Below are 25,558 nucleotides of genomic sequence, written 5' to 3' on the forward strand. Positions count from 1 at the left end.
CGCTCATCCGGGGCTGACCGCGCTGCGCGCACGTTCCGCGATCTGCTCCGTCGCCGCCCACGATGCGAGCAGGCGGAGCGCGTCGGCGGTCGGGCTGCCCGGGGTCGCCGGGTAGATCGTGAGCGCGAGCCCGGGGTCCTCGGCGAGTTCGAGCGTCTGGAAGTGCAGCTCGAGCGGACCGACGACGGCGTGCCGGAAGGATTTCACGCCGGCGTAGTGGCGGCGGACGTCGTGCGCGGCCCACAGGGCGCGGAAGTCGTCGCTCCGCATCGACAGCTCGCCGATGAGTGCTGCGAGGTCGCGGTCGTTCGGTGTACGGCCGGCCTCGCGCCGCAGGATCGCGACGTTCGTGTGCGCCGCCCGCTGCCAGTCCTGGTAGAAGTTCCGGGCCTGCGGGTCGAGGAAGATGAAGCGCGAGAAGTTCATCGGCCGGGCCGGTGCCGAGACCAGGTCCGAGTGCATCGCGTAGCCGAGCGCGTTGGCGGCGACGATGTCCTGCCGGTTGTTGATGATCATCGCCGGCGCATCGGTGATGACGTCGAGCAGGTACTGCAGCTCCGGGCGGACGGCGGCCACCGGCACCACCTTGCCCGCGCGCCGCGGTGTCGCGTTCTGGTGCCGGGACAGGTCGCGCAGGTGCTCGAGCTCGGCGGCGTCGAGCTGCAGTGCGCCGGCGACGGCCTCGAGCACGCTGTCCGAGACGCCCTGCAGGTTCCCCCGCTCCAGCCGCGTGTAGTAGTCGATGCTGACGCCTGCCAGCCGTGCGACCTCTTCGCGCCGGAGCCCCGTGACCCGACGGCGGGTTCCGAACGTCTCGACCCCGGCCTGCTCGGGGGTGATGCGGGCGCGACGGCTGGACAGGAAGTCGCGGGCTTCGTCGCGGTGGTTCATGCCGTCACGGTAACCCGCTGGACAGCGTGCGAGCGAGGGGCTGCCGGAACCCCTGTGGCAGCGCTCCGTCGGCTCACCCCTCGGCGCGGGTCAGCGGCACGGACACGATGCGGTCGTCGCCCTCCGCAGGGTCACCACGGCCGTCGGTGTTGTTCGTGACGAACCACAGCGTGTCCGACGGCCCCTCGAGCACGGTCCGGATCCGGCCGAAGTCGCCCTGGAAGTACTCGGTCGACGTCCCCGGGTCGTCCGCCGGGATCGCCCGGAGCACCTCGCCGCGCAGGTTGGCCACGAACACGGTGTCGTCGACGACCGTCAGGCCGCTCGGGGACGCCTCGTCCGTCGACCACTGCTGCACCGGGTCGACGAAGCCCTGGTCCTCGCCGCCCTCACCCTCGACCTCGGGCCAGCCGTAGTTCTCGCCCGCCTCGATCACGTTCAGCTCGTCGAGGGTGTTCTCGCCGAACTCCGACGCGAACATCGTGCCGTCGGAGGACCACCCCAGGCCCTGCACGTTGCGGTGCCCGAGGCTCCAGACGGGTGACCCGTCGAACGGGTTGTCGTCCGGCACGTCGCCGTCCGGGGTGAGCCGCAGGATCTTGCCCGCGAGCGAGTCCTCGTCCTGCGCGTCACTGCTCGTGCCGGCGTCCCCGACGCTGGCGTAGAGCATGTCGTCGGGGCCGAACGCGATGCGGCCGCCGTCGTGGAACGTGTTCGACGGCAGTCCGTCGATGATCGTCGTGGCGTCGCCGAGCGCCCACGACCCGGCGCTGCCCGTCAGTTCGAACCGCTGGATCCGGTTGCCGTCTTCGGCCGTCGAGTACACGAACAGGTCGTCGTCGTGCAGGGCCAGCCCGAGCAGCCCGCCCTCGCCGCCGTGGCTGACGCCGTCGACGGTGCCGACCTCGCGCGTCGTGCCGTCGTCCTGCAGCTCGAGGACCTTCGCGGAGTCGCGTTCGCTGACCAGGGCGTCGCCGTCGTCGCCGGTGCGGACGACCGACCACGGTGCTTCGAGTCCGGTGACCACGTCGCTGGTGTCGCCGTCGAGCGCGATCTGCCCGGTGGGCAGGTCGGCGGGGGCGGTGGCGCGGGCGCTCGCCGACGAGCCGCGGTCGTCGTCCGGTGCGGCATCGGCGCAGCCGCCCAGGGCGAGGGCGGCCACCGCGGCGATGCCCGCAGCGGACCAGCCGCGTCGGGCTCGGGTGGGGTTCGGGCTCGGGTGCGGGTTCGGGTGTTCGCTGCTGTCCACGGTGGTCCTCCCGGATCGTGCGTCGATCACACACGTCGTGTTCGGGAAACGGCTGAGGGGTACGGCCGGCACCTCCCTCCGGTGCGCACATCGGCCTACCGTCGGGGCCATGGAGATCCAACCGAAGCAGCCGACCGTCAAGAACCCGGCCGCGCAGTTCACCGGCGACGTGTACCTCGACGCCATCGCCAGCCCGAAGGAAGCCGGCCAGTCGATGACCGTCGCGAAGGTCCGGTTCCTGCCCGGCGCCCGCACCGCCTGGCACTCGCACGCCAACGGCCAGACCCTGCACGTCACCGAGGGTGTCGCGCGCATGGGCACCCGTGACGGCGGCGTGGTCGAGGTCCAGCCGGGCCAGACCGTCTACACGCCTGCGGGTGAGGAGCACTGGCACGGTGCGACCCCGACGGACTACATGGAGCACCTCGCGATGCTCGACCTCGCCGACGACCCGGCGACCACCACCACCTGGCTCGAGCACGTCACCGACGAGGAGTACTCCGCATGACCACCATCGCCATCATCGGGGCCGGCAAGGGCCTCGGTCTCGCCGTCGCCGAACGCTTCGGCCGCGAGGGCTTCTCGATCGCCCTCGTCTCCCGCAACCAGGACCGCCTGGACGGCCTCGCCGCGTCGCTGCGCGAGCAGGGCATCACGGCCGCCGGGTTCGCCGCGAACGTCCGTGACGGCGATTCGCTCCGCAGCGCCCTCGAGCGTGCGACCGAGCAGCTCGGTCCCATCGAGGTGCTGCAGTACAGCCCGCTCCCCGCCAAGGAGTACATGCGCCCGGTGCTCGAGACCACCGCGGAGGACCTGGTCGGCCCGATCGAGTTCTCGGTCTACGGCTCGGTCAACGCGGTCCGCCAGGTGCTGCCCGGCATGCGCGCGATCGGCCACGGCACGATCCTGTTCGTGAACGGCGGCAGTGCGGTGCGTCCCGGCGCTCGGGTCACCGGCACCTCGGTCGCCTTCGCTGCCGAGAGCGCCTACGCCCAGCTCCTGCACGACGCCGTGCGCGACGAGCAGGTCCACGTCGGTCAGCTCATCATCCCGTTCGGCATCGACGACGGGCAGCCGGAGCACTCCGGCGAGTCCATCGCGGATCGTCTGTGGGCGATCCACTCGGAGCGCGGCGAGTTCCGCACGTACGCGGAGGCGCTGCCCGACCCCGCTTGAGCGCGGTTCGCGCCGCATCGAGTGAGCAGAAGGCGACGAGTCCGAGCGCGTGACCCGTCGCCTTCTGCTCACTCCGTGGCGGACGGGAGGCCCGGTGCCAGCTGGCCACGGGCCTCCCGTCCGCCCTGGGGTCACGTCGAGAGCACCGCGACGGCACGCGCGGCGCGTGCGGCGACCGCGGCCGCCGTCGGGGCCGGAGCCAGGCCGAGCAGGCGCTCGCGGTGGAGCTCCCCGAGCAGCAGGGTGAAGAGCTCGGCGGCGGTCTCCGGAGTGGCTCCGGCGCGGACCAGGGCCTGCTGCGCGGCGAGCGGGCCGGCCTCGTGGAACTCACGGGCGAGCTCGGGTGATCGCGCCGACTCGGCGATGACGAGCCGGTGCAGGGCGACGGCGCGGTCCGAGAGCAACGCGCTGCCGATCGCCGTGGCCGTGGACACGAGGTCCGCGGCGGGCTGCGCGGCGTACGGGTGCTGCCGCCGGACGACCGCTCGGAGGATCGCGGGCTTGTCGCCGAACGCCGTGTAGAGCGTGCGCTTGGTGACCCCGGCCTCGGCGGCGACGCGGTCGAGTGCGACGCCCGCGAACCCGTGCTCCAGGAACAGGTCGGTCGCGACGTCGAGGATCCGCTCGTCACGGGCGATCCGCTCGTCGGCGGTCGGACGTCCACGCTTGTTCACAGACCCATCCTAGCGGTAATGATACGCTCCCGTTTCATTACCGAGGAGGGTCCATGACCGATGTGGTCTGTCACGTGGCGATCGCCGACGACTGGGAGATGAGCCGCGGGTTCGGCGAGTACGAGGTGTCCACTCGCGGGGTGCCGCTCGAGCCGGGCGGGTACGTCCGCGCCACCACGCCCGACCGGGTGGCCGAGGTCGTCACCGAGCGGTACGGCGACCTCGCGCTGCCCCTGCTCCGGATCGACCTGAGCGTCGAGGGGCTCGCGGCTGCGGGGGTGCCGGTCGAGTGGGTCGACGGTCTCCCCCGGGTGCGCGGTCCGATCCCGATGGACGCCGAGGTCGTACTGGCCGAGGTGCCCATCCCGAACGTGTGACCACTTCGTGAGCAGAAATGGTCGAGTCCGCCGACGGCCACCCGACCATTTCTGCTCACGAAGTACCGCGCCCTAGGCTGGAAGCGATGTCCAGCGTCCTCCTCACCGTGCACGTCGTGGCGGCGCTGCTCACCCTCGGACCCGTCGCGGTCGCCGGGAGCATGTTCCCGAAGCCGGCTCGCGCGCTCGTCGCCGATCCGGGCGACCAGGTGGCCCGAGCGGTCGCCAGGGTCCTGCACCGGATCTGCCACGTGTACTCGATCATCTCGCTCGCCGTCCCGACGTTCGGCATGGCCCTGGCGTTCGAGGTCGGGGCACTCGACGAGGCGTGGCTGCTCGTCTCGATCGGTCTGACCGCGGTGGCTGCGGGGATCCTCGCGCTCGGGGTCCTGCCGGAGCAGCGCGAGGTCCTGCGCGGGAACGGGACCGAGCGCTCGCCGCGGAAGCTCGCTGCCCTGGTCGGCCTGTTCAACCTGGTGTGGGTCGTCGTCGCCGTGCTCATGGTGGTGCAGCCCGGCGCCTGACCGGGCTGCACCGGGGCGGCGCCACGTGCAGCGCCGCCCCACACCTCAGTGCGCCCGCCGCACCGCCACCCGGCGTCGGCCGTGCGCGGTGAGCCATGCCCCGGCCGTCACCAGGAGCGGCAACCCGATCCCGAGCACGGCCAGCATCGACCAGTCCGGCACGAACGGCATGTGGTTCGACCCGACCGCTGGCTCCGTGAACCGCAGGGTGAGTGCCCGCATCGGCAGCAGCCCCAGCAGGGTGCCGATCACCGCGCCCACCGAGGCCAGGATCGCCGCCTGCCAGGTCGACACCCGCCGTCGCAGTCGTGGTGCGGCACCGATCGCGTCGAGCACCTCGTCGTCCCGGCGCCCGTCGGACCGCGCGAGCCCGATGGCCACCGCCGTCGCACCGATCGTCACCGCCGCAGCGAGCGCGAGCACGATCGCCCGGATGAGCGCGCCGTTGTCGACCGGCCCGGCCTCGTAGGCGAACTGCGGGCCGTCCCACCGAGCGCGGTCCGCGCCGCCGAAGCTCTGCCAGGCGGAACTCAGCTCGTCCCACTGCTCGGGCGCGATGTCCCCGGGCAGCGTCGTGACGAGCATGCCGTCGACGGCGCGCACCCCGTAGTGCGCCGCGGTCGCCTTCGTCATGAAGACGCCGACCTGGATCCGCGGCGACTGCACGTCGAGCACGGCCGGGATCGACACGCTGGCGTCCGGTTTCGTCGTCGTCGTGATCGTCGGGCTCTCCCACGTGCGGTCGTGGAACGTGTCGATGCGGACCGCACCGTCGTGGGCGTACTCCGGCCACAGTGACACCGCCTTGCCGCCCTCGAGCGCATCCCGCACGGCAGCAGACGGTCGGTGTCCGGTGAGCACCGCGTAGTCGTCGACGGTGCCCGTCCAGATGTGCGGGACGGTCGCGTCAGCGGTGTCGAGGTAGTACGAGCACGACGTGGAGTCGTAGCCGTCGCAGTCGAAGTCCGTCCACCGGTGCGGCATCGTCACGGACGACGGGGTGTCGCCCGCCCAGCCCTCGGCCACGCCGAGCACCCGGATCCGGTCGTGGTCGAGCACCCGCGCCACGACCTTCGCCGCGTGCGCCGTCAACGCCGCGTCGTGCCCGCTGGCGGCACCGTCCTCGCTGGACAGCTGCACCTCGGACGTCGCGACCCCGACCGCCGTCGTGTACTCGTACCCGCGGACGTACTGCGCGTGGCTCGACGCACTCCACGTGATCACGACCGACGCGACGAACACGACGCTCATCACACTGGCGAGCACCGGCACCGTCCGGACCGGGTTGCGCCGGGCATCGCGGGCGGCCAACCGAGCCGACAGGCCCAGGCGTGCGGACATCCGGGACACCAGGGCCAGGAGCCACGGCGAGCAGATCGCGATGCCGAGCTGCATCAGGCACGGCCCGAGCGCGACCCCGGCACCGGCCGCCCACGCCCAGTGGTCGTCCTGCACCCGGCGGTCGTTGAGCATGAGCACCCCGGCGCCGCAGGCCAGCGTCATCACGGCACCGGCGATGATGAGCACCGGCCCCCAGATGCGTCGCCGACGACGAGCAGGACGGTCGACGGGCGCGGGTCGGAGTGAACCCCGCAGCGCCGCGAGCACGTTGATGCGGGTGGCGGCCCGGGCGGCGACGAGTGCGGAGACCAGCCCGGCGAGGACGCCGGCGGCCGCGACCACGAGCAGCAGGAGCGGTGGCACGTGCAAGCCGGGGAACGACACGACGTCGCCGTTGTCGATCAGGCGGAACACCGCGACGCCGATCCCGGTGCCCACCGCGACGCCGAGGACGGCGCCGATGGACCCGAGCACGAGGCCGGACCCGGCGACGATCGTCCGGACGAACCGCTTGTCCCCGCCGACGCTCGTGACGATCGCGTACGAACGGGTGTCCGCCCGGGTGCCGACCAGGAACGCGGCCCCGGCGAGCAGCGCGACCTCGAACATCGCGAAGACCCCGAGCAGTGCCATCGCGCCGAGGTACCAGCCGAGTGACGAGCTCATCTGGCCGCCGGGCAGGCGGGCATCCGGCGGATCGAGCACGACCGGGCGGGACTGCACGACGATGCCGTGCGCGTTGAGCTGCCGGATCTCCGACCAGGTCGGCGCGTCCGACGGCAGGTAGACGGTGACGTCGGTCAGACCCGCGTCGTCAGTGGTCTCGGTCGTCGACAGGGTCGTCCCCCACGGCAGGAACACGCCCTGCTCGCTGGGCGCCGAGCCGAGGTCGCGCATCGTCCCGGTGATCGTGAACCGCTTCGTGACGGGATCGGTGATGTCGACGGTGTCACCGATGTGGGCGTCGAGCCGGTCGAGCGTCGCCGGCGTGACCATGAGTTGGTTGCGCGCGGTCGGCGCCGAACCGTCGAGGACACGCCAGTGGCCCTCGAGCGACGGGTCCCAGACGCTGCCCTCCACCGCGGCCAGGCCGACAGGTCCCTTGGGTCCCTGCACCACGACGGGCGTGCCGCCGACCGGGATGGACAGCGCACCGTCCGGCACGTGGGCGAGCACGTTCGCGAACGGCGGGTCCTCGTCGGCCTCCGTGACCGGGCTGTTCCGCTTCGCATCGGTGAACTGCCACTGCACCGGGTCCTGCCGCATGCCGGGCAGGTCCGGGCCGGAGACCCGCATCTGCGCGGCTGCCTTGCCGAGGTCGTAGTCCAGCGACTCCGCGGTCGTGGGCTGCGTCGACTGCACGACGACCGCCACCGCGGCGAACCCGGCGGTGGGGATGCCGATGAGCGCGATGATCAGCGCCGCCCGACCGACCTTCGCGAACGCCAGTCGACGCCCCAGACGGAACGCCGGTCGGAGGGCGAACGGCGTCCGGCCGGTACCCGGACGCCGACGCCGGCTCACGACGCGGTCCGGTCCGACAGGGCGAGCTCCACGCCCGAGTACACGGTCTCGTCGACCACGCGACCGTCGCGCAGGAAGACGATCCGGTCCGCCCAGGCAGCGTGCCGGGCGTCGTGGGTGACGAGCAGCGCGCCGGCTCCGGCATCGACGTGCCGTCGGAGCATGCGGAGCACGACCTCGCCGGTCTGCGAGTCGAGGGCGCCGGTCGGTTCGTCCGCCAGCACGAGCCGACGTTCGCCGACCACGCCCCGGGCGATCGCGACGCGCTGCTGCTGCCCGCCGGACAGGTCGTCCGGGTAGGCGTCGCCGCGGTGTGCGAGTTCGACGTTGTCGAGTGCCAGCTCCGCGGCGCGGCGGGCCTGCGAGGCCTTCCAGCCGTCGAGCTCGAGCGGCAGCGCCACGTTCTCGACCGCGGTGAGCGATGGGATCAGGTTGAAGTCCTGGAACACGAACCCGATGAGGCGACGGCGGAGGGCCGCGAGTTCCTTGGCCGGCCGGTCGGACACGAACTCGCCGTCGATCAGCACTTCGCCGCTCGTCGGCGGCAGCAGGGTGCCGGCGCAGGCGAGCAGCGTCGACTTGCCGGAACCCGAGGTCCCCATGACGGCGACCATCTCGCCGCGCTGGACGGCCAGGTCGATGCCGGCCAGCGCCGTGACGGCCTTCGCGCCGGAGCCGTAGTGCACGCTGACGGCGTCGAGCTGCAGGAGCGGTGCGGCGCTCACCGTGCACTCCGCGCGGTGTCGGCAGCGGTCGCGGACGAGGAGCCAGCGTCCGCCGCCGGATGCTCCTCCGGCCGGTACCGCGCCACGGTCGACTCCACGTGGTCGAGCCACCGCACCTCGGCCTCGGCCTGGAACACCATCGACTCGAGCACGAGCGACCACGCCAGGTCCGTCGCGGGATCGGTCGTGCGCTTGAGCCGGGTCAGGTCCTGCAGGTTCCGGATCGCGGCACCGCGCTGCACCTGCACCAGGCGCGCGACGTCGACGCCGGGCACCGTCACGGCCAGGGCGAACTTGATCGCGAGCTCGTCACGCCCGCGCTTGGCGGGCACCGGCTCGCTGAACCAGCGCGCCACTTCCCCGCGACCCGCGTCGGTCACCGTGTAGACGACGTGGCCGTCGTCGTCGGTGTCGCCGCGGGCCACGAGGCCGTCGCGTTCCAGGCGGTCGAGCGTCGTGTAGACCTGGCCGATGTTCAGCGGCCAGCTCCCGCCGGTGCGGTGCTCGAACTCCCCCCGGAGCTGGTACCCGTAACCGGGTCCCCCCACCAGCAGCGCGAGTACGCCCATCCGTACGCTCATGACACTTCCCCCGTCTCTCGTCCACCATGGACATACCGAGTATGCCCATACTGCGTATGCATGCGCAAGCGCGGTGGTGGGGAGCGCGGGAGACGGACGGGAGGCACGGTGCCAGCTGGCACCGTGCCTCCCGTCCGCCGTTTCGGTCGCGTCCGCGACCCCGGGTCAGGAACCCAGCTTCGACAGCTCCTCGAACTCGTCGTCGGTCAGCTCGATGGTCGCGCCCTGCAGGTTGTCCTCCAGGTGCGAGACGCTCGAGGTACCCGGGATCGGGAGCACGACGGGCGAGCGCTTGAGCAGCCACGCGAGGGCGAGCTGCGCCGGGGACGCACCCTTCCGCGACGCGATCTCGGTGAGCGGGGAGTCCTCGCCGGTCAGCCCGCCGGTCGCGAGCGGGAACCACGGGATGAACGCGATGCCCTGCTCGGTCGACCAGTCGAGGAGCTCTTCGGCGTCGCGCTTCTGCAGGTTGTACAGGTTCTGCACGGAGACGATCGTCGCGATCTCCTGGGCAGCCTTGACGTCGTCGACCGACACCTCGGACAGGCCGATGTGCCGGATCTTGCCCTCGTCCTGCAGCTTCTTCAGCTCGCCGACCTGGTCCTCGAGCGGGACCTTCGGGTCGATGCGGTGCAGCTGGAACAGGTCGATGCGCTCGAGGCCCAGACGGCGGAGGCTCATCTCGGCCTCCTGACGCAGGTACTCCGGACGGCCGACCGGCGGCCACTCGTTCGGGCCGGTCCGGGTGAGTCCGGCCTTCGTCGCGATGACGACGTCGTCCCCGTAGGGGTGGAGCGCCTCGTGCAGGAGCTCCTCGGCGACGTACGGGCCGTACGAGTCGGCGGTGTCGAAGAAGTCCACGCCGAGCTCGACGGCGCGCTGCAGCACGCGGATGGCCTCGTCGTGGTCCTTCGGAGGTCCCCAGACGCCGGGGCCGGTGAGCTGCATGGTGCCGTAGCCGAGGCGGTGGACCTCGAGGTCGCCCCCGATGCGGAAGGTGCCGGAGGCGGCGGCCGGACGGTTCGTGGTGTCGGTGCCAGTGGTCATGTCCCCGGTCTACGCCGGAGGCGTTGCCGGTCCCTGAGTCGGTGTCCCCCGCCGCTCCGACCGGTCCGGACGCGGGTGCGGCGTCTCACCCCGTTCCAGCCCTGCGACGAGCTTGGTCAGCCGGTTCGTCCGCGAGGTCGCACTCGGCGCGGTCGTGATCCGGTGCAGCACGGCGTACCGGTTCGTGCCGTCGAGCTCGGCGAACAGGGCGGCTGACGCGGGTGACGCGTCGAGCGCGGCCTGCAGGTCCTCGGGGACGGTGGCGGTCGCCGGCCCGGCGTACGCGCGGTCCCACCGGCCGTCGCCCTTCGCCCGGTCGATCTCGGCCTGCCCGCGCTCGCGCATCCGGCCGTCGGCGATGAGCGTCGCCACGAGCCCGAGGTTGCGCTGCGACCAGAGTGAGGCCTTCCGCCGCGGGGTGAACCGCTGGCGGTAGGTCGTGTCGTCCCGCCCACGCCGCTGCCCGTCGATCCAGCCCGAGCACAGTGCCTCGTCGAGGGCGGTGTCGTAGGTCAGGGTCGTCGGCTCGGTGACGCCCTTCTTCGCGAGCACGAGCCACACCCCGTCCGCGTCACCCTCGTGCGCGTCGAGCCAGGCGCGCCAGGCAGCGACGTCCGGCAGCACCAGGTCGACGATGTCCATGCGGTCATCGTAGGACGGCCCGCCGGCCGGCCCCGGCTCTCGCGTGCGTCGGGCCGAGACTCGTGCGGCGTCAGACCCAGTTCGGCTGGTCGAGCACGCCCGTCGGGTCCGCCTGTTCGGCGATGCGGTGCAGGCGCGAGGTGTTGTCCCCGAAGTACGCCGACGGGTCCGTGATCGCCGCGTCGCAGTAGTTCGCGTACGCCGCGTCGCCCCACGCCGGCCGCATGGCCCGTCGGAACCCCCGCACGTACGCGTCGAACGGTGCGGGGTCCGCGCCGTCGGCGAAGACCGCGGTGTACTGCACTGTCATGAGCGCGGACCGCCACGGGAACGCCGAGTCGGTCCGGCCGATGTCCGCCACGACGCCGCCGAGGGCATCGAGCGCGACCCCGCCCTCGAGGTTGCCGTCGACGTCGCCCGCCGCGGCCGCCCGGGCGACGAGCACGTCGATCTGCGCGTCGGTGAGCTTCGCCGATCCGATCGACGACGTCGCTGCCTCGGACACCCGCTGCGGCTTCCCCGCCAGCGCGGACATCGCGGCGCCGTAGGTGAGCACCTGCCCGGTGTGGGCGAGGGGCTTCGCACCGGTGGCGGCGATGAAACCGTCGACGGAGGTGTCGGCGCCGGTCTTCGATCCGGTCCACACGCCGGTCACGGTGACCGTCGGCGCGGTGTGCCGACTGCCGTTCAGCAGCTTGAGCGTCGACCACAGCTTCGGGTCGGCGGTGGGCGCCCAGTCCTGCCAGGCGCGCACCACGGCAGCGGCGGCCGACCACGCGAACGTGATGCTGAAGAGCAGGACGGGAGGCGCGGCCTGCGTCCGGTACGTCAGTGCGGTCACGACGCCGACGGTTCCACCGCCCCCACCGCGGCAAGCCCAGAACAGGTCCGGTTCGCTGGACGTCGAGACCTCGTGCACGGCGCCGTCCGGAGTGACGAGCGTGACGCCGGTGAGCTGGTCGCAGGTCAGCCCGAACGAGCGGACGAGCACGCCGACCCCACCGCCGAGGGTGAGCCCGCCGATGCCGACGGTCGGACAGGAGCCGGCGCCGATCGCCCGTCCGGCCTTCGCGAGCGCGGCGTAGACGTCCCCGAGCTGCGCGCCCGGGCCGATCGTGACGGTGTCGTCGTCGTGCAGTTCGATGTCGTCGAGGTCCTGCGTGCTGATCACGAGCGACCGCGGGACGTCGGTCCCGGGTGCGCCGCCGGCGGACCAGCCCGTGTACGAGTGCCCACCCGCGCGCAGTGCGACGGGGGTGCGGGTGTTCCGCGCGAAGGCGAGACCGGCCTGCACGTCCGCGACCCCGGCGACGCGCAGGATGCCCTGCGGGTCGGCGTCGTCGTACCGCGGGTTCTCGAGCACGCGGGCGCTGTCCCACCCGTTCGACCCGGACCGGAGCACCGTGCCGGAGACCGCGGCGGCGAGGGCGTCCCACGAGTCGGGGCCGCCGGGCGTCGGCGTGCTCGAAGGCGTCCTCGTCGGCTGTGCGGAGCCGCTGGCGGTCGGTCGCGGCGAACCCGACGGAGTGGGGCTCGGCCGGGTGCACGCTGCCAGGACCCCGGCGAGCCCGAGTCCGACGCCCCCGGCGAGCAGGGCGCGCCGGGTCGACGTGCGGCTCACGAGCCGGCGAGTCCCCCGCTGGCACCGGTGATGCCGGGGTGTGCAGACTTCGCGAGGCCCTCGGTCATCGAGTGCGCCGCTTCGGCGTCGGCGAGGGAGCGGGCGCCGAGTGTCGGGTCGACCGGTTCGAGGTGGGCGAGGCGCTTCGCACGACGGCGGTTCTGCACCTCGAGCACGGTGAGCAGCGCGGCGATGGCCACGACCACTCCGATGACGATCCACATGACGACCATGACGTTCCCCTTCCGTCCCGGGGCGTCCACCCCGTCCCCCGAGCGTACCGCCGCCGTGACTACGCCGCGCTGCTGATCCGAACGGCACCAGCCCACCCGTGCACCCACGCGGGCAGTTCACGGTCGGCCGGTGCTCCGCCGACGGCGTCGAGCAGGTCCGCCATCGGGACCGTTCCGCCGGCGCGGCGCAGGAACCGCGCCTGCACGACGGCACGGGCGACGACGGCTCCGCGACGGACGAAGGTCTGCTCCAGGTACACGGCCCGGTCGTCGACGCCGAGCACCCGGGTCACGAGCTCGAACCGCTGCCCGAGCGTCAGGGGCCGCTTGTACGTGATGGTCTGCGCCGAGACGACCGGGTACCAGCCGCGCTCCGCGATCGCGCCCCAGAACCCCGACCGCAGCATCAGGTCGAGCCGCCCGAGGTCGAGCATCGACAGGTACTTCCCGTTGTTCACGTGCCGCAGCGGGTCCAGGTCGGTCAGGGTCACGCGGAACGGTGTGCGTGCCTCGTCCCAGAGCGACGGCCGCCGTCCACCCGTCGTCGGGCGGAGCCGGACACGCAGGCGCAACAGGAACAGCCGGAAGTACAGGTTCACGCCCCGATCACACCAGAAGGCCGCGCTGCCCCGCGTGGACCTTGGAGGATCCACACGAACGGTGCCCGTGTCTGACCGGCACAGGCAGTGCCTTCCTCCGAGCGGCGCACCCGGAGTAGACCTGCACCATGCAGACACGCAAGCTCGCAGACCTCGAGGTCGGACCCGTCGGCCTCGGCACCATGGGCATGAGCGCCTTCTACACGGGCGCCGGCACCGACGACGCGGAGTCGATCCACACGATCCACCGCGCGATCGATCTCGGCGTCACCCTGTTCGACACGGCCGAGGCGTACGGCCCCTACACGAACGAGGACCTGCTCCGCCGGGCCCTCGCCGACCGCCGCGACGACGTCGTGATCGCGACGAAGTTCGGCCTCATCACCCACACCGCCGGTGAGGAGACGCCCGCCACCGGCCGCGGCATCAGCTCCGCACCGGAGTCCGTGCGCGAGGCCCTCGAGGGGTCCCTGCGGCGCCTCGGCACCGACCACATCGACCTGTACTACCAGCACCGCGTCGACCCGGCCGTCCCGATCGAGGACGTCATCGGGCAGCTCGCGGGCTTCGTGCAGGAGGGCAAGATCCGGCACATCGGCCTGTCCGAGGCCGGACCCGAGACGATCCGGAAGGCCCACGCGGTCCACCCGATCACCGCCCTGCAGAGCGAGTACTCGCTGTGGACGCGCGACCCCGAGGGTGCGGTGCTCGACACCCTGCGCGAGCTCGGCATCGGCCTGGTGCCGTACTCGCCGCTCGGCCGTGGGTTCCTGACCGGTGCGATCACGAAGCCGTCCGACCTGGACTCCGACGACTTCCGCCTGGCGAACCCGCGCTTCCAAGAGGAAGCGTTCGCGCAGAACATGCGCATCGTCGACGCCGTCAAGGCGATCGCGACCGAGGCCGAAGCCACCCCGGCCCAGGTCTCCCTCGCCTGGCTGCTCGCCCAGGGCGACGACGTCGTGCCGATCCCGGGCACGAAGCGCGTGTCGCGCCTCGAGGAGAACGTCGGTGCCGCCGACCTGACCCTCACCGCGGACCAGGTCACGCGCCTGTCGGCGCTCCCGGTCCCGAGCGGCGACCGTTACCCCGACATGTCGACCATCGGTCGCTGACGCAACCGGATGACGGCCGGGAGGCCCGTGGCGGATCCGCCACGGGCCTCCCGTCCGTCTCGGCGTGCGTTTCGGGCGCTGGTCCGGTGACCGACGCGACCCACGCCCGTCATCGCGGGGAAACACGGGGTGCATAGCGTCCGGAGCACAGGGAAACCACCGCTCGAAGGGGACGCCATGACGACCACGAAGACACCGCGCGCGACACCGACCGAGGACGGCGTCGACTCCGTCCCACCGCTCGCCAGGCTCCTGCCGCTCGGCCTGCAGCACGTGCTCGCGATGTACGCGGGCGCGATCGCCGTGCCGCTCATCGTCGGTGGGGCCCTCGGCTTCGACAGCGCCGACCTGGCGTTCCTCATCAGCGCCGACCTGTTCGTCGCGGGCCTCGCCACGATCGTGCAGTCCGTCGGCTTCTGGCGGTTCGGGGTCCGGCTGCCGCTCGTGCAGGGTGTCACCTTCGCCGCGGTCGGCCCGATGATCGCGATCGGATCGGAGCACGGCATCACCGCCGTCTACGGGGCGACGATCGCCTGCGGTGTCTTCATGGTGGTCGTCGCACCGTGGTTCGCGCAGCTCGTCCGGCTGTTCCCACCGATCGTCACCGGCACGGTCATCCTCATCATCGGTCTGTCGCTCATGAGCGTCGCCGCCGGCTGGGTCACCGACGGCGGCAAGGACGGTGCTGCCGACCCGCTCGACGTCGCGTTCGCCGCCGGGGTCCTGCTCGCGATCGTCCTGGTCGAACGGTTCGCGCCGCGCGGTCTCGCCCGGGTCTCGGTGCTGTTCGGACTGCTGCTCGGCACGGTCGTGGCGCTGTTCGTCCCCGGCATGGTCGACGGCTCGGGCATCGGCGGCGCGGGCTGGTTCGCCTTCGTCACGCCGTTCCACTTCGGGCTGCCGACGTTCGACCTCGCCTCGATCGTGTCGATGCTCGTCGTCGGGCTCGTGATCATGACCGAGACCACCGGCGACATGATCGCGGTCGGCGAGGTCACCGGCCGCCCGGTGTCGAAGCGCACGCTCGCCGACGGTCTGCGCGCGGACGGACTCGGCACCGTCGTCGGCGGGGTGTTCAACACGTTCCCGTACACGGCGTTCGCGCAGAACGTCGGGCTCGTCGCACTGACCGGCGTGCGCTCCCGGTACGTGGCGACGGCGGCAGGCGGCATCCTCGTGGTGCTGGGCCTGGTGCCGAAGGTGGCCGCGGTGGTCGAGGCGATCCCGCACGCGGTGCTCGGCGGTGCCGGTGTCGCGCTGTTCGGCATGGTCGCGGCGTCGGGCATCAGGACGCTGTCGAAGGTGCGGTTCGACAACCGGAACGTCCTGGTCGTGGCGCTGCCGCTCGGCATCGCGCTGCTGCCGACCGTCGCCCCGGAGATCTACGGGCAGTTCCCGACCTGGTTCACGCTGGTGTTCGACTCGGGGATCTCGGCCGGCGCCGTCGCGGCGATCCTGCTCAACCTGCTGCTCGGGTCGCGTTCCGTGGCCGAGCGGTACGGCGAGGACCCGGCGGTCGGTTCGTACGACGGGGTGCGGTCGACGGCGCCGATCGCACTGCCGCGCGAGGAGCCCTCGGCCTAGACGAAGGCGGGCAGGTGCTCCCACGCGCGGGGCGCCTCGGCCACGCCGTCGCGGACGACCGTCCCCTCGATCAGCCCGTAGGGACGGTCGGCCGCGATGAACACCTCGTTCTCGTTCGTCAGGTCGAACGGCGAGAGGTCCACGACGAAGTGGTGCTTGTTCGGCATCGCGAACCGCACCTCGGCGAGTTCGGGCCGCAGTTCGATCGCCGCCCGCCCCATCTCCCACAGCGTCTGCTGCAGGGCGAGCGAGTGCACCGTGGCGAACTGCTCGAGCATCACGGCGACGACTTCCTCGTACAGGTGGTCGTAGTCGATCCCGGCCTCGACGGCGGACGGCAGGTACCGCCACCGCGCCGTGACCTCGGTCGCCATGATCCGGTCCGTCGTCTCCGGCAGGGTCGTGAACCGCGACCGCGGGAACCCGTGGAACTCGGAGCCGGTCGACTTCAGGACGACCAGGTCCTTGACGCCGCCGGTGACGTGGCGCTCGCCGCCCTCGACGTGCACCGTCGCCAGACGGGTCCCGGTGCCGGTGCGGCGGAACGAGTGGTCGTGCGGCTGCCCGTCGACCGTGATGCGTTCCCACGGGTGCACCTCCGCCTGCCAGAGCCCGCCCTCGACCCAGTCGAACTCGCTCGTGAACTGGTCGGCGAGCAGGGCGAGGAAGTCCTCCGGAGCTCCGACGCCGTGCTCCTTCGCCAGGGCGAACACGGTGTTCTTCTGGGTGTCCGTCGCGACGATCCGGGAGTTGTCGCCGCTGGTGAACGACCCGGCGAACGCCTCGCCGATGAGCTGCGACGTCACGGTCAGGTCGGCGATCTCGTGCCGGTCCCCGTGCCGGGTCACCCGCACCAGGCGGTTCTCGGCCTTGCCGTACTTGTTCGGTCCCAAGTGGACGGTGGTCTCCGACATGGCGGTCAACTCCCTCGGTAGGTGCTGTAGGCGAAGGGGCTCAGCAGCAGCGGGACGTGCAGGTGCTCGGTTCCCGTGACGCGGAACGCCACGGTCACGAACGGGTGGAAGGTCGGCACCCCGGCGGCGGCGAAGTACGGGCCGGTGTCGAAACGCAGCACGTGGTCGGTGCGCGCGAGCACGTCGGGGCCGAGTGCCGCACGGCCGTCGGTATCGGTCGAGCCGGTCGCGACGACGTCACCGTCGACGGTGCTGAGCGTCAGGCCGACGCCGACCGCCGGGGTGCCGGTGGTGGCGTCGAGCACGTGCGTGGTCAGGTGCGGCACGGCGAAGGTCGCACGGATGCGGTGCAGGGCGATGTCGGCGAGGGCAGCGGCGGCCTCGTGCGCCTCGACCGCCGGGTCGGCCCCGAGGCGCCGGTCGAGCTCGGCCAGCAGCTCCTCGGGGGTCCGACCGGCGGCCCGCACCAGGAACACCCGCCCGAACCGTTGCTCGTACGCGACGTTGCCGTCGGCGATCCGGCCGGCCACCTCGTCGCCGGCGGTGCGCATCGACGACTGTTCGCGGGCGGACGAGGCATCGGTCGTCCGCTCCCCGATCCGCGGGTGCTGCGCGAGGGCGTGGTCGAGTTCCGGCCCACCCCACGACGCCGACTCGGCACGTGCCCGGTCGATCAGCGCCGGCACCGAGCCGAAGGGGCGCGCGGCCACCAGGGCGTCGACCCACGCGGGCACGTCGGCCCATCGCCGGATCACCGCGGCGGCGTCGGGGGCGGTCGCGTCGTCGAGGTCGCCGAGGTCCATGTGGCGAGGCTACGGAACGACCGTTTCACCCGCGTTACCGGGCGGTTTCCCCCGCAACGCGACCCGCGGCCCTGAAACGGTCGCGTCTGCCGGACGGGAGGCCCGTGGCGGCCCCGCCCCGCGCCTCCCGTCCGCCGTCCGTCGCGTTGCGGACGCGAGACGCCGGCGGCTCAGACCTCGGCGGCTCAGACCTCCGTGGCGAAGGACGCTGCGCGCAGCTGCAGGTCCTCGATGCGCCGCAGGCGCGCGGCCTCGACGTCGTAGCCCTCGTACGCGGGCGGCGGCAGCTTCCGGACGTTCCGCGAGCACTGGAAGTCCTGGCAGACGAGCGTGCCGACGGTGTCGCCGTTCCGCCCCGCCTTGCCGGACCGCTTCGCGCTGTAGAACACGACGTCGTTCGGCAGCTTGACGTCCTGGCACCACGAGCACTGGGCGCGCGAGCGCGACGAGGCCTCGGCCTGCCGGAACACGATGCCGACGAGCGTTCCCTCGAGTGTCGGCACGACGGCGTACGCACGCCGACCGATCTTCGGGTCGCGCCAGCCCAGGAAGTCGAGGGCGTCCCAGCCGATCGTCTCGAAGTCGGCGGGCAGCGTGATGTCGGTCGTCTCCTTGCGGGAGGCGTTGACGAAGGACGTGCGGAGGGTCTTCTCCGTGATGGGGAGCATGGTGCATCGCTTTCGAGCGGGCCCGGGGCGTGCGGACGCACACCGCACCGGGCGGAAGGAGGTCAGGGTTCGACGAGGGCGGCCGTGCCTGCGGGCACGACCGGGGGCCTCACGCCCTGATGCCGGCGTTACGGGCGCCGACCACCTCCTGGAAGCTCACGCGACCAGCCTACGTCGACGTGTCAAGCGCGGGGACGGCCGTCACCAGGACGAGGGCGCCCTCGTAGGTCGGCTGGATCCGCAGCGCCCCGTGCCGCCGGTCCCACTCGCCGGAGTCGAGCGCGGTACGGAGGGCGGCCACCGATCGCCGGGCGGTGAGCTCGTCGACGAAGCTCCACGCCGAGTTCGCCTTCCGGGCGCCGGGGTCGAGCAGGCGCTCCGGGCGGGCGTAGTACGCCTCGGAGAAGCCGTCGACGCACGTGAACGGGATCGGCAGCGGGGTGTTCGTGACGGTGTCGTCGCCCAGCGCGGCGGCGATGCGGTCGAGCGCCGGGTAGCGCCGGGCCTCGGTCGCCATCACCTCTGGTGCGTACTCGGCGAGCCAGAAGTCCTCGACGCGGGCCGGGTCGCACGTCAGGATCACGACCGGACCCCGGGTCACCCGGCGCAGCTCGGCCAGCCCGCGCTCGAGGTCGCCCCACTGGTGCACCGAGAACGTCGTCATCGCGGCGTCGAACGTGTCGTCGTCGAAGGGCAGGTCCTCGGCGGTGGCGTCGATCGCCATCGACAGGGTGTCCGGTCGTTGGGCACGCATCGACGCCGAGGGTTCGACAGCCGTGACGTCGCGATCGGTCGGCTCGTAGGATCCGGCACCGGCACCCACGTTGAGGACGGTGCGGGCGTCGCCGAGGGCCTTCGCGATCGCCCGGGCGAACGTCGGTTCGGGGCGCCGGTACTGCCGGTAGTCCTGGCCGATGCGGGCGTAGTCGGCGTCCCCCGCTGATCCGTCCGTCGTCCTCGTCACGGCCCCAGCCTACGAACCGTGCGCCGGGCCGACCAGCGGTTCAGTCGACCGACTCGGACTCCGACTCCGCCGCGCGCAGGGCCGCGTACTGCTCGGCCCGTTCCGTCGCGGCCCAGGTGCCGAGCAGGGCCAGCGACCGCTCGGACTCGCTGCCCGGCTCGGCCGAGTACGTGAACAACGTCAGGCCGGGGTCGGCGACCAGGTCGAGCGCCTCGTACGACAACCGGAGCTCGCCGACAATCGGGTGGTCGATGCGCTTCCCGCCGGCGCGCTGCAGCCGGACGTCGTGCGCGGCCCACCAGCCGCGGAACTCCTCGCTGCGGGTGGAGAGCTCCCCGACCAGGGTGATGAGTCCGGGCTCGCACGGGTTCGACACCGCAGCCGCCCGGAGCACGGCGACGGCGTCCTTCGCGGTCTGCGCCCAGTCCGGGAAGAAGTCTCGGGCAGCGGGGTCGAGGAACGTGAAGCGTGCGGTGTTCACGGGACGCCCCGGGCCGGCGAACATGGGCGAGTACAGCGCGCGACCGAGCTCGTTCGTCGCGACGACGTCACCGCGTTCGTTCCGCACCCAGGCAGGCGCGCCGGTGATGGCGTCGAGCAGGCGCTGGACGCCGGGGCGGACCCGCGTGGGGACGGTGCGGTGCATCGTCTTGACGCCGGAGTTCGCCAGTCGGGTGAGGTCCCACAGGTGGACGCGCTCGTCCTCGTCGAGCTGCAGGGCGCTCGCGAGGCCCTCGAGCACGCTGTCCGAGACCCCCTTGAGCGATCCGCGCTCGAGCCGCGTGTAGTAGTCGACGCTCACGCCGGCGAGCATCGCGACCTCGTGCCGCCGCAGCCCGGGGACGCGTCGGACCCCGCCGCCGAACGACGGCATGCCGACCTGCTCGGGGGTGAGCCGCGCTCGCCGTGAGGACAGGAAGTCGCGGATCTCGTTGCGCACGTCGATACCCATGGGGAGAGCGTACGTGGCGGCGCTGTCCGTCCGGCAGGCACTGGCGGTACCCGCCGGGCGGACGGGAGGCCCGTGGCGGCGCCGCCACGGGCCTCCAGGTCAGCTGCGCGGAGTTCAGAGCGTGACGTCGGCCGTGATCCGGACGCGCGCCACGCGGTGACCGTCCATGGCGGTCACCTCGAGGCGGTGTCCGCCGGCGGCGACGACGTCGCCGACCTCCGGCACGCGGTCCAGGTGGACCTGGACGAGGCCGCCGACGGTCTCGTAGTCACCGTCGGGCAGCGCCGGACCGCCGTCGGCGACGAGGTCCTCGAGCACCGTGGACCCGTCCACGCCGTCGTGCTCGGCCGTGGGTTCGTCGTACTCGTCGCGGATACGGCCGACGAGGTCCTCGAGCAGCGCCTCGAGCGTGACCATGCCCGCACTGCCGCCGTACTCGTCCACCACCAGGGCGATCTGGTGCCCGTCGGTCCGCATGTCCGCGATCGCGCTCGACAGCGACTTCGTCTCCGGCAGTGCAAGCACCGGGCGTACCAGGGTCGACACCGGTGCGGACGGGTCGCTCGGACGGAGCAGGTCGCGGAGGTGCACGAAGCCGTCGACCTCGTCGCGTCCGCCGGAGGTCACGAGGTACCGGGTGTGCCCGACCTCGATCGCGTGGTCCGTGGCCTCGGCGATGGTCAGCGCGGCGTCGATCGTGGACACGTCGTACCAGGGGCGCATCGACTCGCGCAGGATCCGGTCACCGGCGTCCAGCGCACTCCGGGCGATCCGGCGGCCCTGCTCGTCGACGCCGGTGTGCTCGTCGACGAGGCCGCGGAGCTCCTCGGTGCTCATCGACTCGCTGCGGGCGTTCGGGTCGCCACCGAGTGCGCGGACGACCAGGTTCGTCGAGGCCGACAGCACCCAGATCACCGGGCGCATCAGGGTCGCGAAGCGGTCGAGGGTCGGTGCGACGAGCATCGAGAAGCCCTCGGCCCGCTGCAGGGCGAGTCGCTTCGGCACGAGCTCGCCGAACACGAGCGACAGGTAGGCGATGACGAGGGTCATCAACACGAGGGCGACCGTCTCGGCGGCCCCCTGGCCGAGTCCGAGCCCGGTGAACACGGGTGCGACGTCGGGCGCGATCGACGAGGCGCCGTACGCGGCGGAGAAGAACCCGGCGACGGTCACACCGATCTGCACGGCCGCGAGGAAGCGGTTCGGGTCACGCCCGAGTTCGGCGACCCGCAGGCCACGGGAACCCCGGCGTTCGAGTTGCTGCAGCTGCGACTCACGGAGCGAGACGAGTGCGATCTCGGCGGCGGCGAAGACCCCGCCGACGAGCACGAAGAGGATGACGAGCCCGAAGGCGATCCAGGTGTCGGCGCCCATCAGCGGGCAGCTTCCTCGGATCGACGACGGGCGGGCGGTCTGTGGTGATCGTCCATGCCTGTGAGTCTGCACAGGGCAGCTGTGACGTCACCCCACCAGCGCTCGACGTCTGCTGTGCGTCCGGGATGCGTGGTGCGGTGCTAGGTCGTGAGCGAGCGGCCGATGCGGGCTTCGAGCCACGCCTCGGGGTCGATCGGGGTCACGCCGTCCATCAGGACCTCGAGGTGCAGGTGCGCGCCGGTCGAGACACCGGAGGAACCCACGAGCCCGATGAACTCGCCGGCCTCGACCTGGTCGCCGACCTTGAGCGGTGACGAGCCGGGGATCATGTGCCCGTAGAGCGTCGACACCTGGCGGCCGTCGATCTCGTGGTCGATGATCACGGCGTTGCCGTACGAGAAGTACGTGCCCGAGATCCGGACGGTGCCCGCGGCGACGGCACCGATGGCCGTGCCCATGCCGGGCGTGAAGTCGAGGCCCTGGTGCAGCGAGGAGCACGCGCCGCACGGTGCCGAGCGGTAGCCGAAGCCCGAGCTCATCTGCACCGGGCCGGGGAACGGGGAGCGGACCGCGCCGCCGTACGAGACGGCTTCGCCTGCGATGCCACTCGTGTCGGCCGTGCCGCCGGTGGTGACGATCCGGCGCGTCGTACCGCCGCCGACGGTGAACCCGTCGCGGTCGAGCCCGGTCGCGGTGACCGCCTGGGTGACCGCGTAGTCCTGGGTGCGCACGATCGGCGCGATGGTCGAGGTCGCCATCGAGGTGCCGGCGCTGGCGTGGGCGGGCATCGCCGAGGCGGCGAACATCGCGATCGCAGCGGCCGCGCTGGTCAGGGTGATCCGTCCGGCACGACCGGACCGGGAGGCCCGTGGGGCCTTCGGGACGCTCGTCACGGTGGCAGCGGGGCGGCGGACCACGCGCGTGATGCGGGTGTCGACGTGCTCGGTCGTCGCGCGGGCTGCGGTGGCGCGGCGGCCGACGGGCTTCGCGACCTTGGCGGGCTTCTCCGGCTTGTCCGCTCGGCGCTGGGGCTTCCGGGCTGCGGCGCGCTCGGCCTCGAGGGCAGCGCGACGGGACAGGTGCACCACCGGGGTCTCCGGGTGCTGGTCGAGTTCGGGTGCAGTCGTCATGGCCGCCCACCATTCTGCACGACTCTGTCGCTTTGTACAGGCCCCACCGTGATCTTTTCGTTACCGCGGGGCTGGGAGGCACCTGATCACCGCGGGCCCCGACGCCCCCGACCGTCCGACATCGGTAGCGTCGTGGGAAAGCGACGGAAGGACCCGCACCATGGCCCGATCGCCGCGAGAGCGGCCCGCGCAGGTCGACCTCGGCACCGCCGACGTCGTGCTCGCCGGCACCCAGGAACTCCTGCCCGTGCTCCGCGCCGCCGCGGTGCGCGCGGGCATCGACGCCGCACGCATGCGGGTCATCGGGGTCGACGACCTGCCGGACCCCGAGGAGACCTGGGACGCCGAACTCGCGGTCATCGCGATCCGGCGCCCCGGTGACGACCCCGCGTTCCACCGTGCCCAGGCGGCCGCTGAGCTCATCGATCCGCTGCTCGTGCCGCACGCCGTCCGGATCGTGGTGACGGTCTCGGGACTGACACGGCTCGCGCCCAAGGTCGAGCGCACTCTGACGTCCGAGGTGCTCCACCAGATCGACGCCGCATCGGCGCCGTCGGGGTTCGAGCGGCCGTTCCGCAGCATGCGGATGCGGCTCGGGCTCGCAGCACTCCGGGCCGCCGGCGTCCGGGTGTTCCGCGTCTCGATCGGCACCTGACCGGCCTGGCCGTCGTCAGCGGGCAGGCGCCCCGCGGAGTTCGAGGGCGATCTGCTCGGCGTCGAGGTTCTGCAGCATCGACTCGAGCACCTCGGCGTCGAAGGTGCCGTCGTCGCGGGCGTCGAGGATCGCGGCGCGTTGTGCCTCGAGCACGGCGAGCCGCCGCGCCTTCTCGCGGCCCATCCACGCGCGGAGTTCCGCCGGATCGGCTGCCTCCAGTTCCTCGCGCGTCCGGGGGCCGGCTTCGCTGGTACCGGGGACCTGCTCCGCCGCGGTCCGCATGAGTTCCAGCAACCGCCCGCGTTCCTCGGTGTCCTTCGCGGCGGTGTCCGGCACCGGTGCGGCGATCCGACGGAGCAGCGGGCCGATCGTGCTGCCCTGCACGACGAGCGAGAGCAGGGCCACCGCGAACGCGACGAACACCAGGAGCGACCGTTCCGGAGTGTCCGTCGGCAGGGTCTGCGCCGCCGCGACGGTCACCGCGCCGCGCATGCCCGCCCAGACCACCGCCGTGCCCTCGCGCCAGCCCAGCGGTGCCGTCGTGTAGTACGCGATGTCCGCCAGGGTTCGCCGGACGCGTGTCGTGAACCGGTCGAGTTCGCGCTCCGACGGCGCCCGGTTGCCCGGTCGGTGCTCGCGGATCACCTCGCTCATCGCGTCGCGGTCGCCGGCGTGCATCTCGGCGAAGCGGTCCTGCATCCGCTCACCGCGCTTGGCGGCCGCCGACAGCGCGAACAGGAGCGGCACGACGTACGCGGTCCGGACGAGCACGGTGAGCACGAGGGCGCCGACGGCGATGAGCAGCGCCGGGCCGATGCCGGAGTGGTCCTCCTGCACGTCGCGGAGGATCGTCGCGAGTTCGAGCCCCATCGTCAGGAACACCGCGCCCTCGAGCACGAGCTCGATGGTCTGCCAGTTCTGCGCGTCGGACAGTCGGTGCCCCGGCGGGAGCTTGCGCGGTCCGACGATGCCGGTGAACAGCCCCGCGACGACAGCGGCGACGAGTCCTGACCCGCCGAAGTGCTCGGTCGGTACCGCGGCGACGAACGGCACCGCGAAGGACAGCGCCGTGTTCACCGCTGCGCTCGGCACCCGGGAGCGCACGAACACGTTCAGCCAGCCGACGAACCAGCCGATGACCACCGCGATGGCCACGGCGCCCGCGAAGTCGCCGAGCGCTCCCCAGAACGAGAACGACGCGGCAGCGGCCACGATGGCCGTCCGCAGGAGCACCAGTGCGGTGGCGTCGTTGAGGAGCGATTCACCGTCGAGGATCGAGATCGCCCGGCGCGACACCGAGGTCTGCTTGACGATCGACGTCGCGACGGCGTCGGTGGGACTCACGATCGCACCGAGGGCGATCCCCCACCAGAAGCCGAGGCCCGGGACCACCCAGGCGAAGAAGAGCCCGAGCACGAGGCTGCTCGCGACGACGAGCAGCACCGACAGCCCACTGATGGCACCGAACTCGCGCCGGAAGTTCATCGACGGCATCGACACCGCCGACGAGTACAACAGCGGCGGCAGGACTCCGGCGAGGATCCACTCGGGCTCGATCTCCGCGTTCGGGATGAAGGGCAGCAGGCTCGCGACGACCCCGACGGCGACGAGCACGAGTGGCGCCGCGACCCCGATGCGGGGCCCGAGCACGGCGGCACCCGCGATGGCGATGACGGCGATGACGCCGACCACGAGGAGTTCGGTCACCGGTCCAGCGTGGCACCGTCCGCGCGATCAGGTCCTGTCGGGCTCACCGCTGTGGAGAGACCCCGCCTGGACCGAAGGGTGTGGAGGGGCGGCGTGGGCGACGACCGCGACGCTGCCGACGGCGAGCACGAGCGCCAGCGCCCCGGCGCTCACCGCTGTGCCGATGCGGCGGAGTCGGGAGCGTCCACCGCGGTCACGCGGGGCGAACCGTGCCAGCCCCCGGCGCGGTTCCGGCCCGACGAGCCACGGTCCGGAACCGTCGACGTCGTACGAGAACGGCCCCGAGCCGTCCGGCGCGTACCGGTACGGGCCGCTGCCGTCCGAGGCGTAGGCCGAGCGGAGGTCCTCCGCGGTCCACCCGAAGTCCTCCGGTGTCTCACGTGTCGTCGCCATGATCGCCCTCCTGCGGCTCTGGAACTGCGGAAGACCAGTCCACCGAGCGTTCCTATGAGCCGACAGTGCGCCTCCAGGACGTCTGCCGAGTACCT

General features: G+C 72.3%; 27 protein-coding genes. 7 read left to right on the top strand and 20 right to left on the bottom strand.

The window, feature by feature from the left end:
* Window positions 1-3 precede the first annotated feature (3 nt).
* Together EDF47_RS10665 and EDF47_RS10670 are read right to left on the bottom strand one after the other, a co-directional pair.
* Window positions 4-891, bottom strand: coding sequence for a helix-turn-helix transcriptional regulator (locus EDF47_RS10665; RefSeq protein WP_133938155.1), 888 nt, complete (start codon window positions 889-891; stop codon window positions 4-6).
* Between the two features lie 73 nt (window positions 892-964).
* Entirely contained in the window at window positions 965-2,140 is a 1,176-nt protein-coding gene (locus tag EDF47_RS10670; RefSeq protein ID WP_243648812.1) for a PQQ-dependent sugar dehydrogenase, read from the bottom strand.
* 109 nt (window positions 2,141-2,249) lie between these two features.
* Here EDF47_RS10670 and EDF47_RS10675 point away from each other — a divergent pair, with 109 nt between their 5' ends.
* The gene (locus EDF47_RS10675; protein WP_131877835.1) at window positions 2,250-2,648 is read left to right on the top strand and encodes a cupin domain-containing protein; all 399 of its coding nucleotides are present in this window, start codon (window positions 2,250-2,252) and stop codon (window positions 2,646-2,648) included.
* Window positions 2,645-3,316 carry an SDR family NAD(P)-dependent oxidoreductase gene (locus EDF47_RS10680; protein WP_131877833.1) on the top strand — a complete coding sequence of 224 codons (672 nt, stop codon included), beginning with the start codon at window positions 2,645-2,647 and terminating at the stop codon, window positions 3,314-3,316. Before EDF47_RS10675 ends, EDF47_RS10680 begins: the two co-directional genes overlap by 4 nt.
* A gap of 131 nt (window positions 3,317-3,447) precedes the next feature.
* On the opposite strand, the gene EDF47_RS10685 is transcribed toward EDF47_RS10680, so the two are convergent.
* A complete protein-coding gene (locus EDF47_RS10685; protein ID WP_131877831.1) occupies window positions 3,448-3,990 on the bottom strand; it encodes a TetR/AcrR family transcriptional regulator in 543 nt (180 codons plus the stop codon).
* A 53-nt stretch (window positions 3,991-4,043) separates the two neighbouring features.
* Here EDF47_RS10685 and EDF47_RS10690 point away from each other — a divergent pair, with 53 nt between their 5' ends.
* Together EDF47_RS10690 and EDF47_RS10695 are read left to right on the top strand one after the other, a co-directional pair.
* The gene (locus tag EDF47_RS10690; RefSeq protein ID WP_131877829.1) at window positions 4,044-4,367 is read left to right on the top strand and encodes a DUF952 domain-containing protein; all 324 of its coding nucleotides are present in this window, start codon (window positions 4,044-4,046) and stop codon (window positions 4,365-4,367) included.
* Between the two features lie 86 nt (window positions 4,368-4,453).
* Window positions 4,454-4,891 carry a hypothetical protein gene (locus EDF47_RS10695; protein ID WP_131877827.1) on the top strand — a complete coding sequence of 146 codons (438 nt, stop codon included), beginning with the start codon at window positions 4,454-4,456 and terminating at the stop codon, window positions 4,889-4,891.
* A gap of 45 nt (window positions 4,892-4,936) precedes the next feature.
* On the opposite strand, the gene EDF47_RS10700 is transcribed toward EDF47_RS10695, so the two are convergent.
* From EDF47_RS10700 to EDF47_RS10730, 8 genes are all read right to left on the bottom strand, one after another.
* Window positions 4,937-7,756, bottom strand: a complete 2,820-nt coding sequence (locus EDF47_RS10700; RefSeq protein WP_131877825.1) for an FtsX-like permease family protein — start codon at window positions 7,754-7,756, stop codon at window positions 4,937-4,939.
* Window positions 7,753-8,481: an ABC transporter ATP-binding protein gene (locus EDF47_RS10705; protein ID WP_123292992.1), complete on the bottom strand. Its 729-nt coding sequence runs from the start codon at window positions 8,479-8,481 to the stop codon at window positions 7,753-7,755. Before EDF47_RS10705 ends, EDF47_RS10700 begins: the two co-directional genes overlap by 4 nt.
* A complete protein-coding gene (locus EDF47_RS10710) occupies window positions 8,478-9,062 on the bottom strand; it encodes a PadR family transcriptional regulator (RefSeq protein WP_243692331.1) in 585 nt (194 codons plus the stop codon). Before EDF47_RS10710 ends, EDF47_RS10705 begins: the two co-directional genes overlap by 4 nt.
* Before the next feature lie 165 nt (window positions 9,063-9,227).
* On the bottom strand, window positions 9,228-10,109 hold the full coding sequence (locus EDF47_RS10715) for an aldo/keto reductase (RefSeq protein ID WP_131877823.1): 882 nt from the start codon (window positions 10,107-10,109) through the stop codon (window positions 9,228-9,230).
* Between the two features lie 9 nt (window positions 10,110-10,118).
* The gene (locus EDF47_RS10720; protein ID WP_131877821.1) at window positions 10,119-10,751 is read right to left on the bottom strand and encodes a YdeI/OmpD-associated family protein; all 633 of its coding nucleotides are present in this window, start codon (window positions 10,749-10,751) and stop codon (window positions 10,119-10,121) included.
* A 70-nt stretch (window positions 10,752-10,821) separates the two neighbouring features.
* Window positions 10,822-12,372 (bottom strand): FAD-binding protein, encoded by a 1,551-nt coding sequence (locus EDF47_RS10725; protein WP_165932301.1) that lies wholly within the window; start codon window positions 12,370-12,372, stop codon window positions 10,822-10,824.
* On the bottom strand, window positions 12,369-12,605 hold the full coding sequence (locus EDF47_RS19825; protein ID WP_159572479.1) for a hypothetical protein: 237 nt from the start codon (window positions 12,603-12,605) through the stop codon (window positions 12,369-12,371). The genes EDF47_RS10725 and EDF47_RS19825 overlap by 4 nt, the downstream gene beginning before the upstream one ends.
* Window positions 12,606-12,664: 59 nt before the next feature.
* Window positions 12,665-13,204 (bottom strand): acyl-CoA thioesterase, encoded by a 540-nt coding sequence (locus EDF47_RS10730; protein WP_131877816.1) that lies wholly within the window; start codon window positions 13,202-13,204, stop codon window positions 12,665-12,667.
* Window positions 13,205-13,332: 128 nt separating this feature from the next.
* Here EDF47_RS10730 and EDF47_RS10735 point away from each other — a divergent pair, with 128 nt between their 5' ends.
* Both EDF47_RS10735 and EDF47_RS10740 read left to right on the top strand, forming a co-directional pair.
* Entirely contained in the window at window positions 13,333-14,319 is a 987-nt protein-coding gene (locus EDF47_RS10735; RefSeq protein WP_131877814.1) for an aldo/keto reductase, read from the top strand.
* A 177-nt stretch (window positions 14,320-14,496) separates the two neighbouring features.
* Window positions 14,497-15,903, top strand: coding sequence for a nucleobase:cation symporter-2 family protein (locus EDF47_RS10740; protein WP_243698011.1), 1,407 nt, complete (start codon window positions 14,497-14,499; stop codon window positions 15,901-15,903).
* Here EDF47_RS10740 and pucL read toward each other — a convergent pair.
* From pucL to EDF47_RS10775, 7 genes are all read right to left on the bottom strand, one after another.
* Window positions 15,900-16,817, bottom strand: coding sequence for a factor-independent urate hydroxylase (gene pucL / locus EDF47_RS10745; protein WP_131877812.1), 918 nt, complete (start codon window positions 16,815-16,817; stop codon window positions 15,900-15,902). The two genes, EDF47_RS10740 and pucL, sit on opposite strands and share 4 nt — an antisense overlap.
* 5 nt (window positions 16,818-16,822) lie before the next feature.
* Window positions 16,823-17,620, bottom strand: a complete 798-nt coding sequence (gene uraH, locus EDF47_RS20380; RefSeq protein ID WP_133938157.1) for a hydroxyisourate hydrolase — start codon at window positions 17,618-17,620, stop codon at window positions 16,823-16,825.
* Between the two features lie 185 nt (window positions 17,621-17,805).
* Window positions 17,806-18,288 carry an FBP domain-containing protein gene (locus tag EDF47_RS10755; RefSeq protein ID WP_123937056.1) on the bottom strand — a complete coding sequence of 161 codons (483 nt, stop codon included), beginning with the start codon at window positions 18,286-18,288 and terminating at the stop codon, window positions 17,806-17,808.
* Between the two features lie 169 nt (window positions 18,289-18,457).
* Window positions 18,458-19,252, bottom strand: a complete 795-nt coding sequence (locus tag EDF47_RS10760) for a class I SAM-dependent methyltransferase (protein WP_123937055.1) — start codon at window positions 19,250-19,252, stop codon at window positions 18,458-18,460.
* 40 nt (window positions 19,253-19,292) lie between these two features.
* Entirely contained in the window at window positions 19,293-20,204 is a 912-nt protein-coding gene (locus EDF47_RS10765; RefSeq protein WP_123293003.1) for a helix-turn-helix transcriptional regulator, read from the bottom strand.
* A gap of 114 nt (window positions 20,205-20,318) precedes the next feature.
* Window positions 20,319-21,578 carry a hemolysin family protein gene (locus EDF47_RS10770; RefSeq protein ID WP_123339379.1) on the bottom strand — a complete coding sequence of 420 codons (1,260 nt, stop codon included), beginning with the start codon at window positions 21,576-21,578 and terminating at the stop codon, window positions 20,319-20,321.
* A gap of 140 nt (window positions 21,579-21,718) precedes the next feature.
* Complete coding sequence (locus EDF47_RS10775; RefSeq protein WP_131877806.1) at window positions 21,719-22,708, bottom strand: M23 family metallopeptidase; 990 nt, start codon at window positions 22,706-22,708, stop codon at window positions 21,719-21,721.
* A gap of 160 nt (window positions 22,709-22,868) precedes the next feature.
* Here EDF47_RS10775 and EDF47_RS10780 point away from each other — a divergent pair, with 160 nt between their 5' ends.
* Window positions 22,869-23,363 (top strand): hypothetical protein, encoded by a 495-nt coding sequence (locus EDF47_RS10780; RefSeq protein WP_111083592.1) that lies wholly within the window; start codon window positions 22,869-22,871, stop codon window positions 23,361-23,363.
* 15 nt (window positions 23,364-23,378) lie between these two features.
* Here EDF47_RS10780 and EDF47_RS10785 read toward each other — a convergent pair whose 3' ends face one another.
* Window positions 23,379-25,070 carry a cation:proton antiporter gene (locus EDF47_RS10785; RefSeq protein WP_131877804.1) on the bottom strand — a complete coding sequence of 564 codons (1,692 nt, stop codon included), beginning with the start codon at window positions 25,068-25,070 and terminating at the stop codon, window positions 23,379-23,381.
* Window positions 25,071-25,097: 27 nt separating this feature from the next.
* Window positions 25,098-25,463: a hypothetical protein gene (locus EDF47_RS10790; RefSeq protein WP_131877802.1), complete on the bottom strand. Its 366-nt coding sequence runs from the start codon at window positions 25,461-25,463 to the stop codon at window positions 25,098-25,100.
* Window positions 25,464-25,558 lie beyond the last annotated feature (95 nt).

The organism is Curtobacterium sp. PhB190, assembly GCF_004365385.1.
Lineage (GTDB): Bacteria > Actinomycetota > Actinomycetes > Actinomycetales > Microbacteriaceae > Curtobacterium.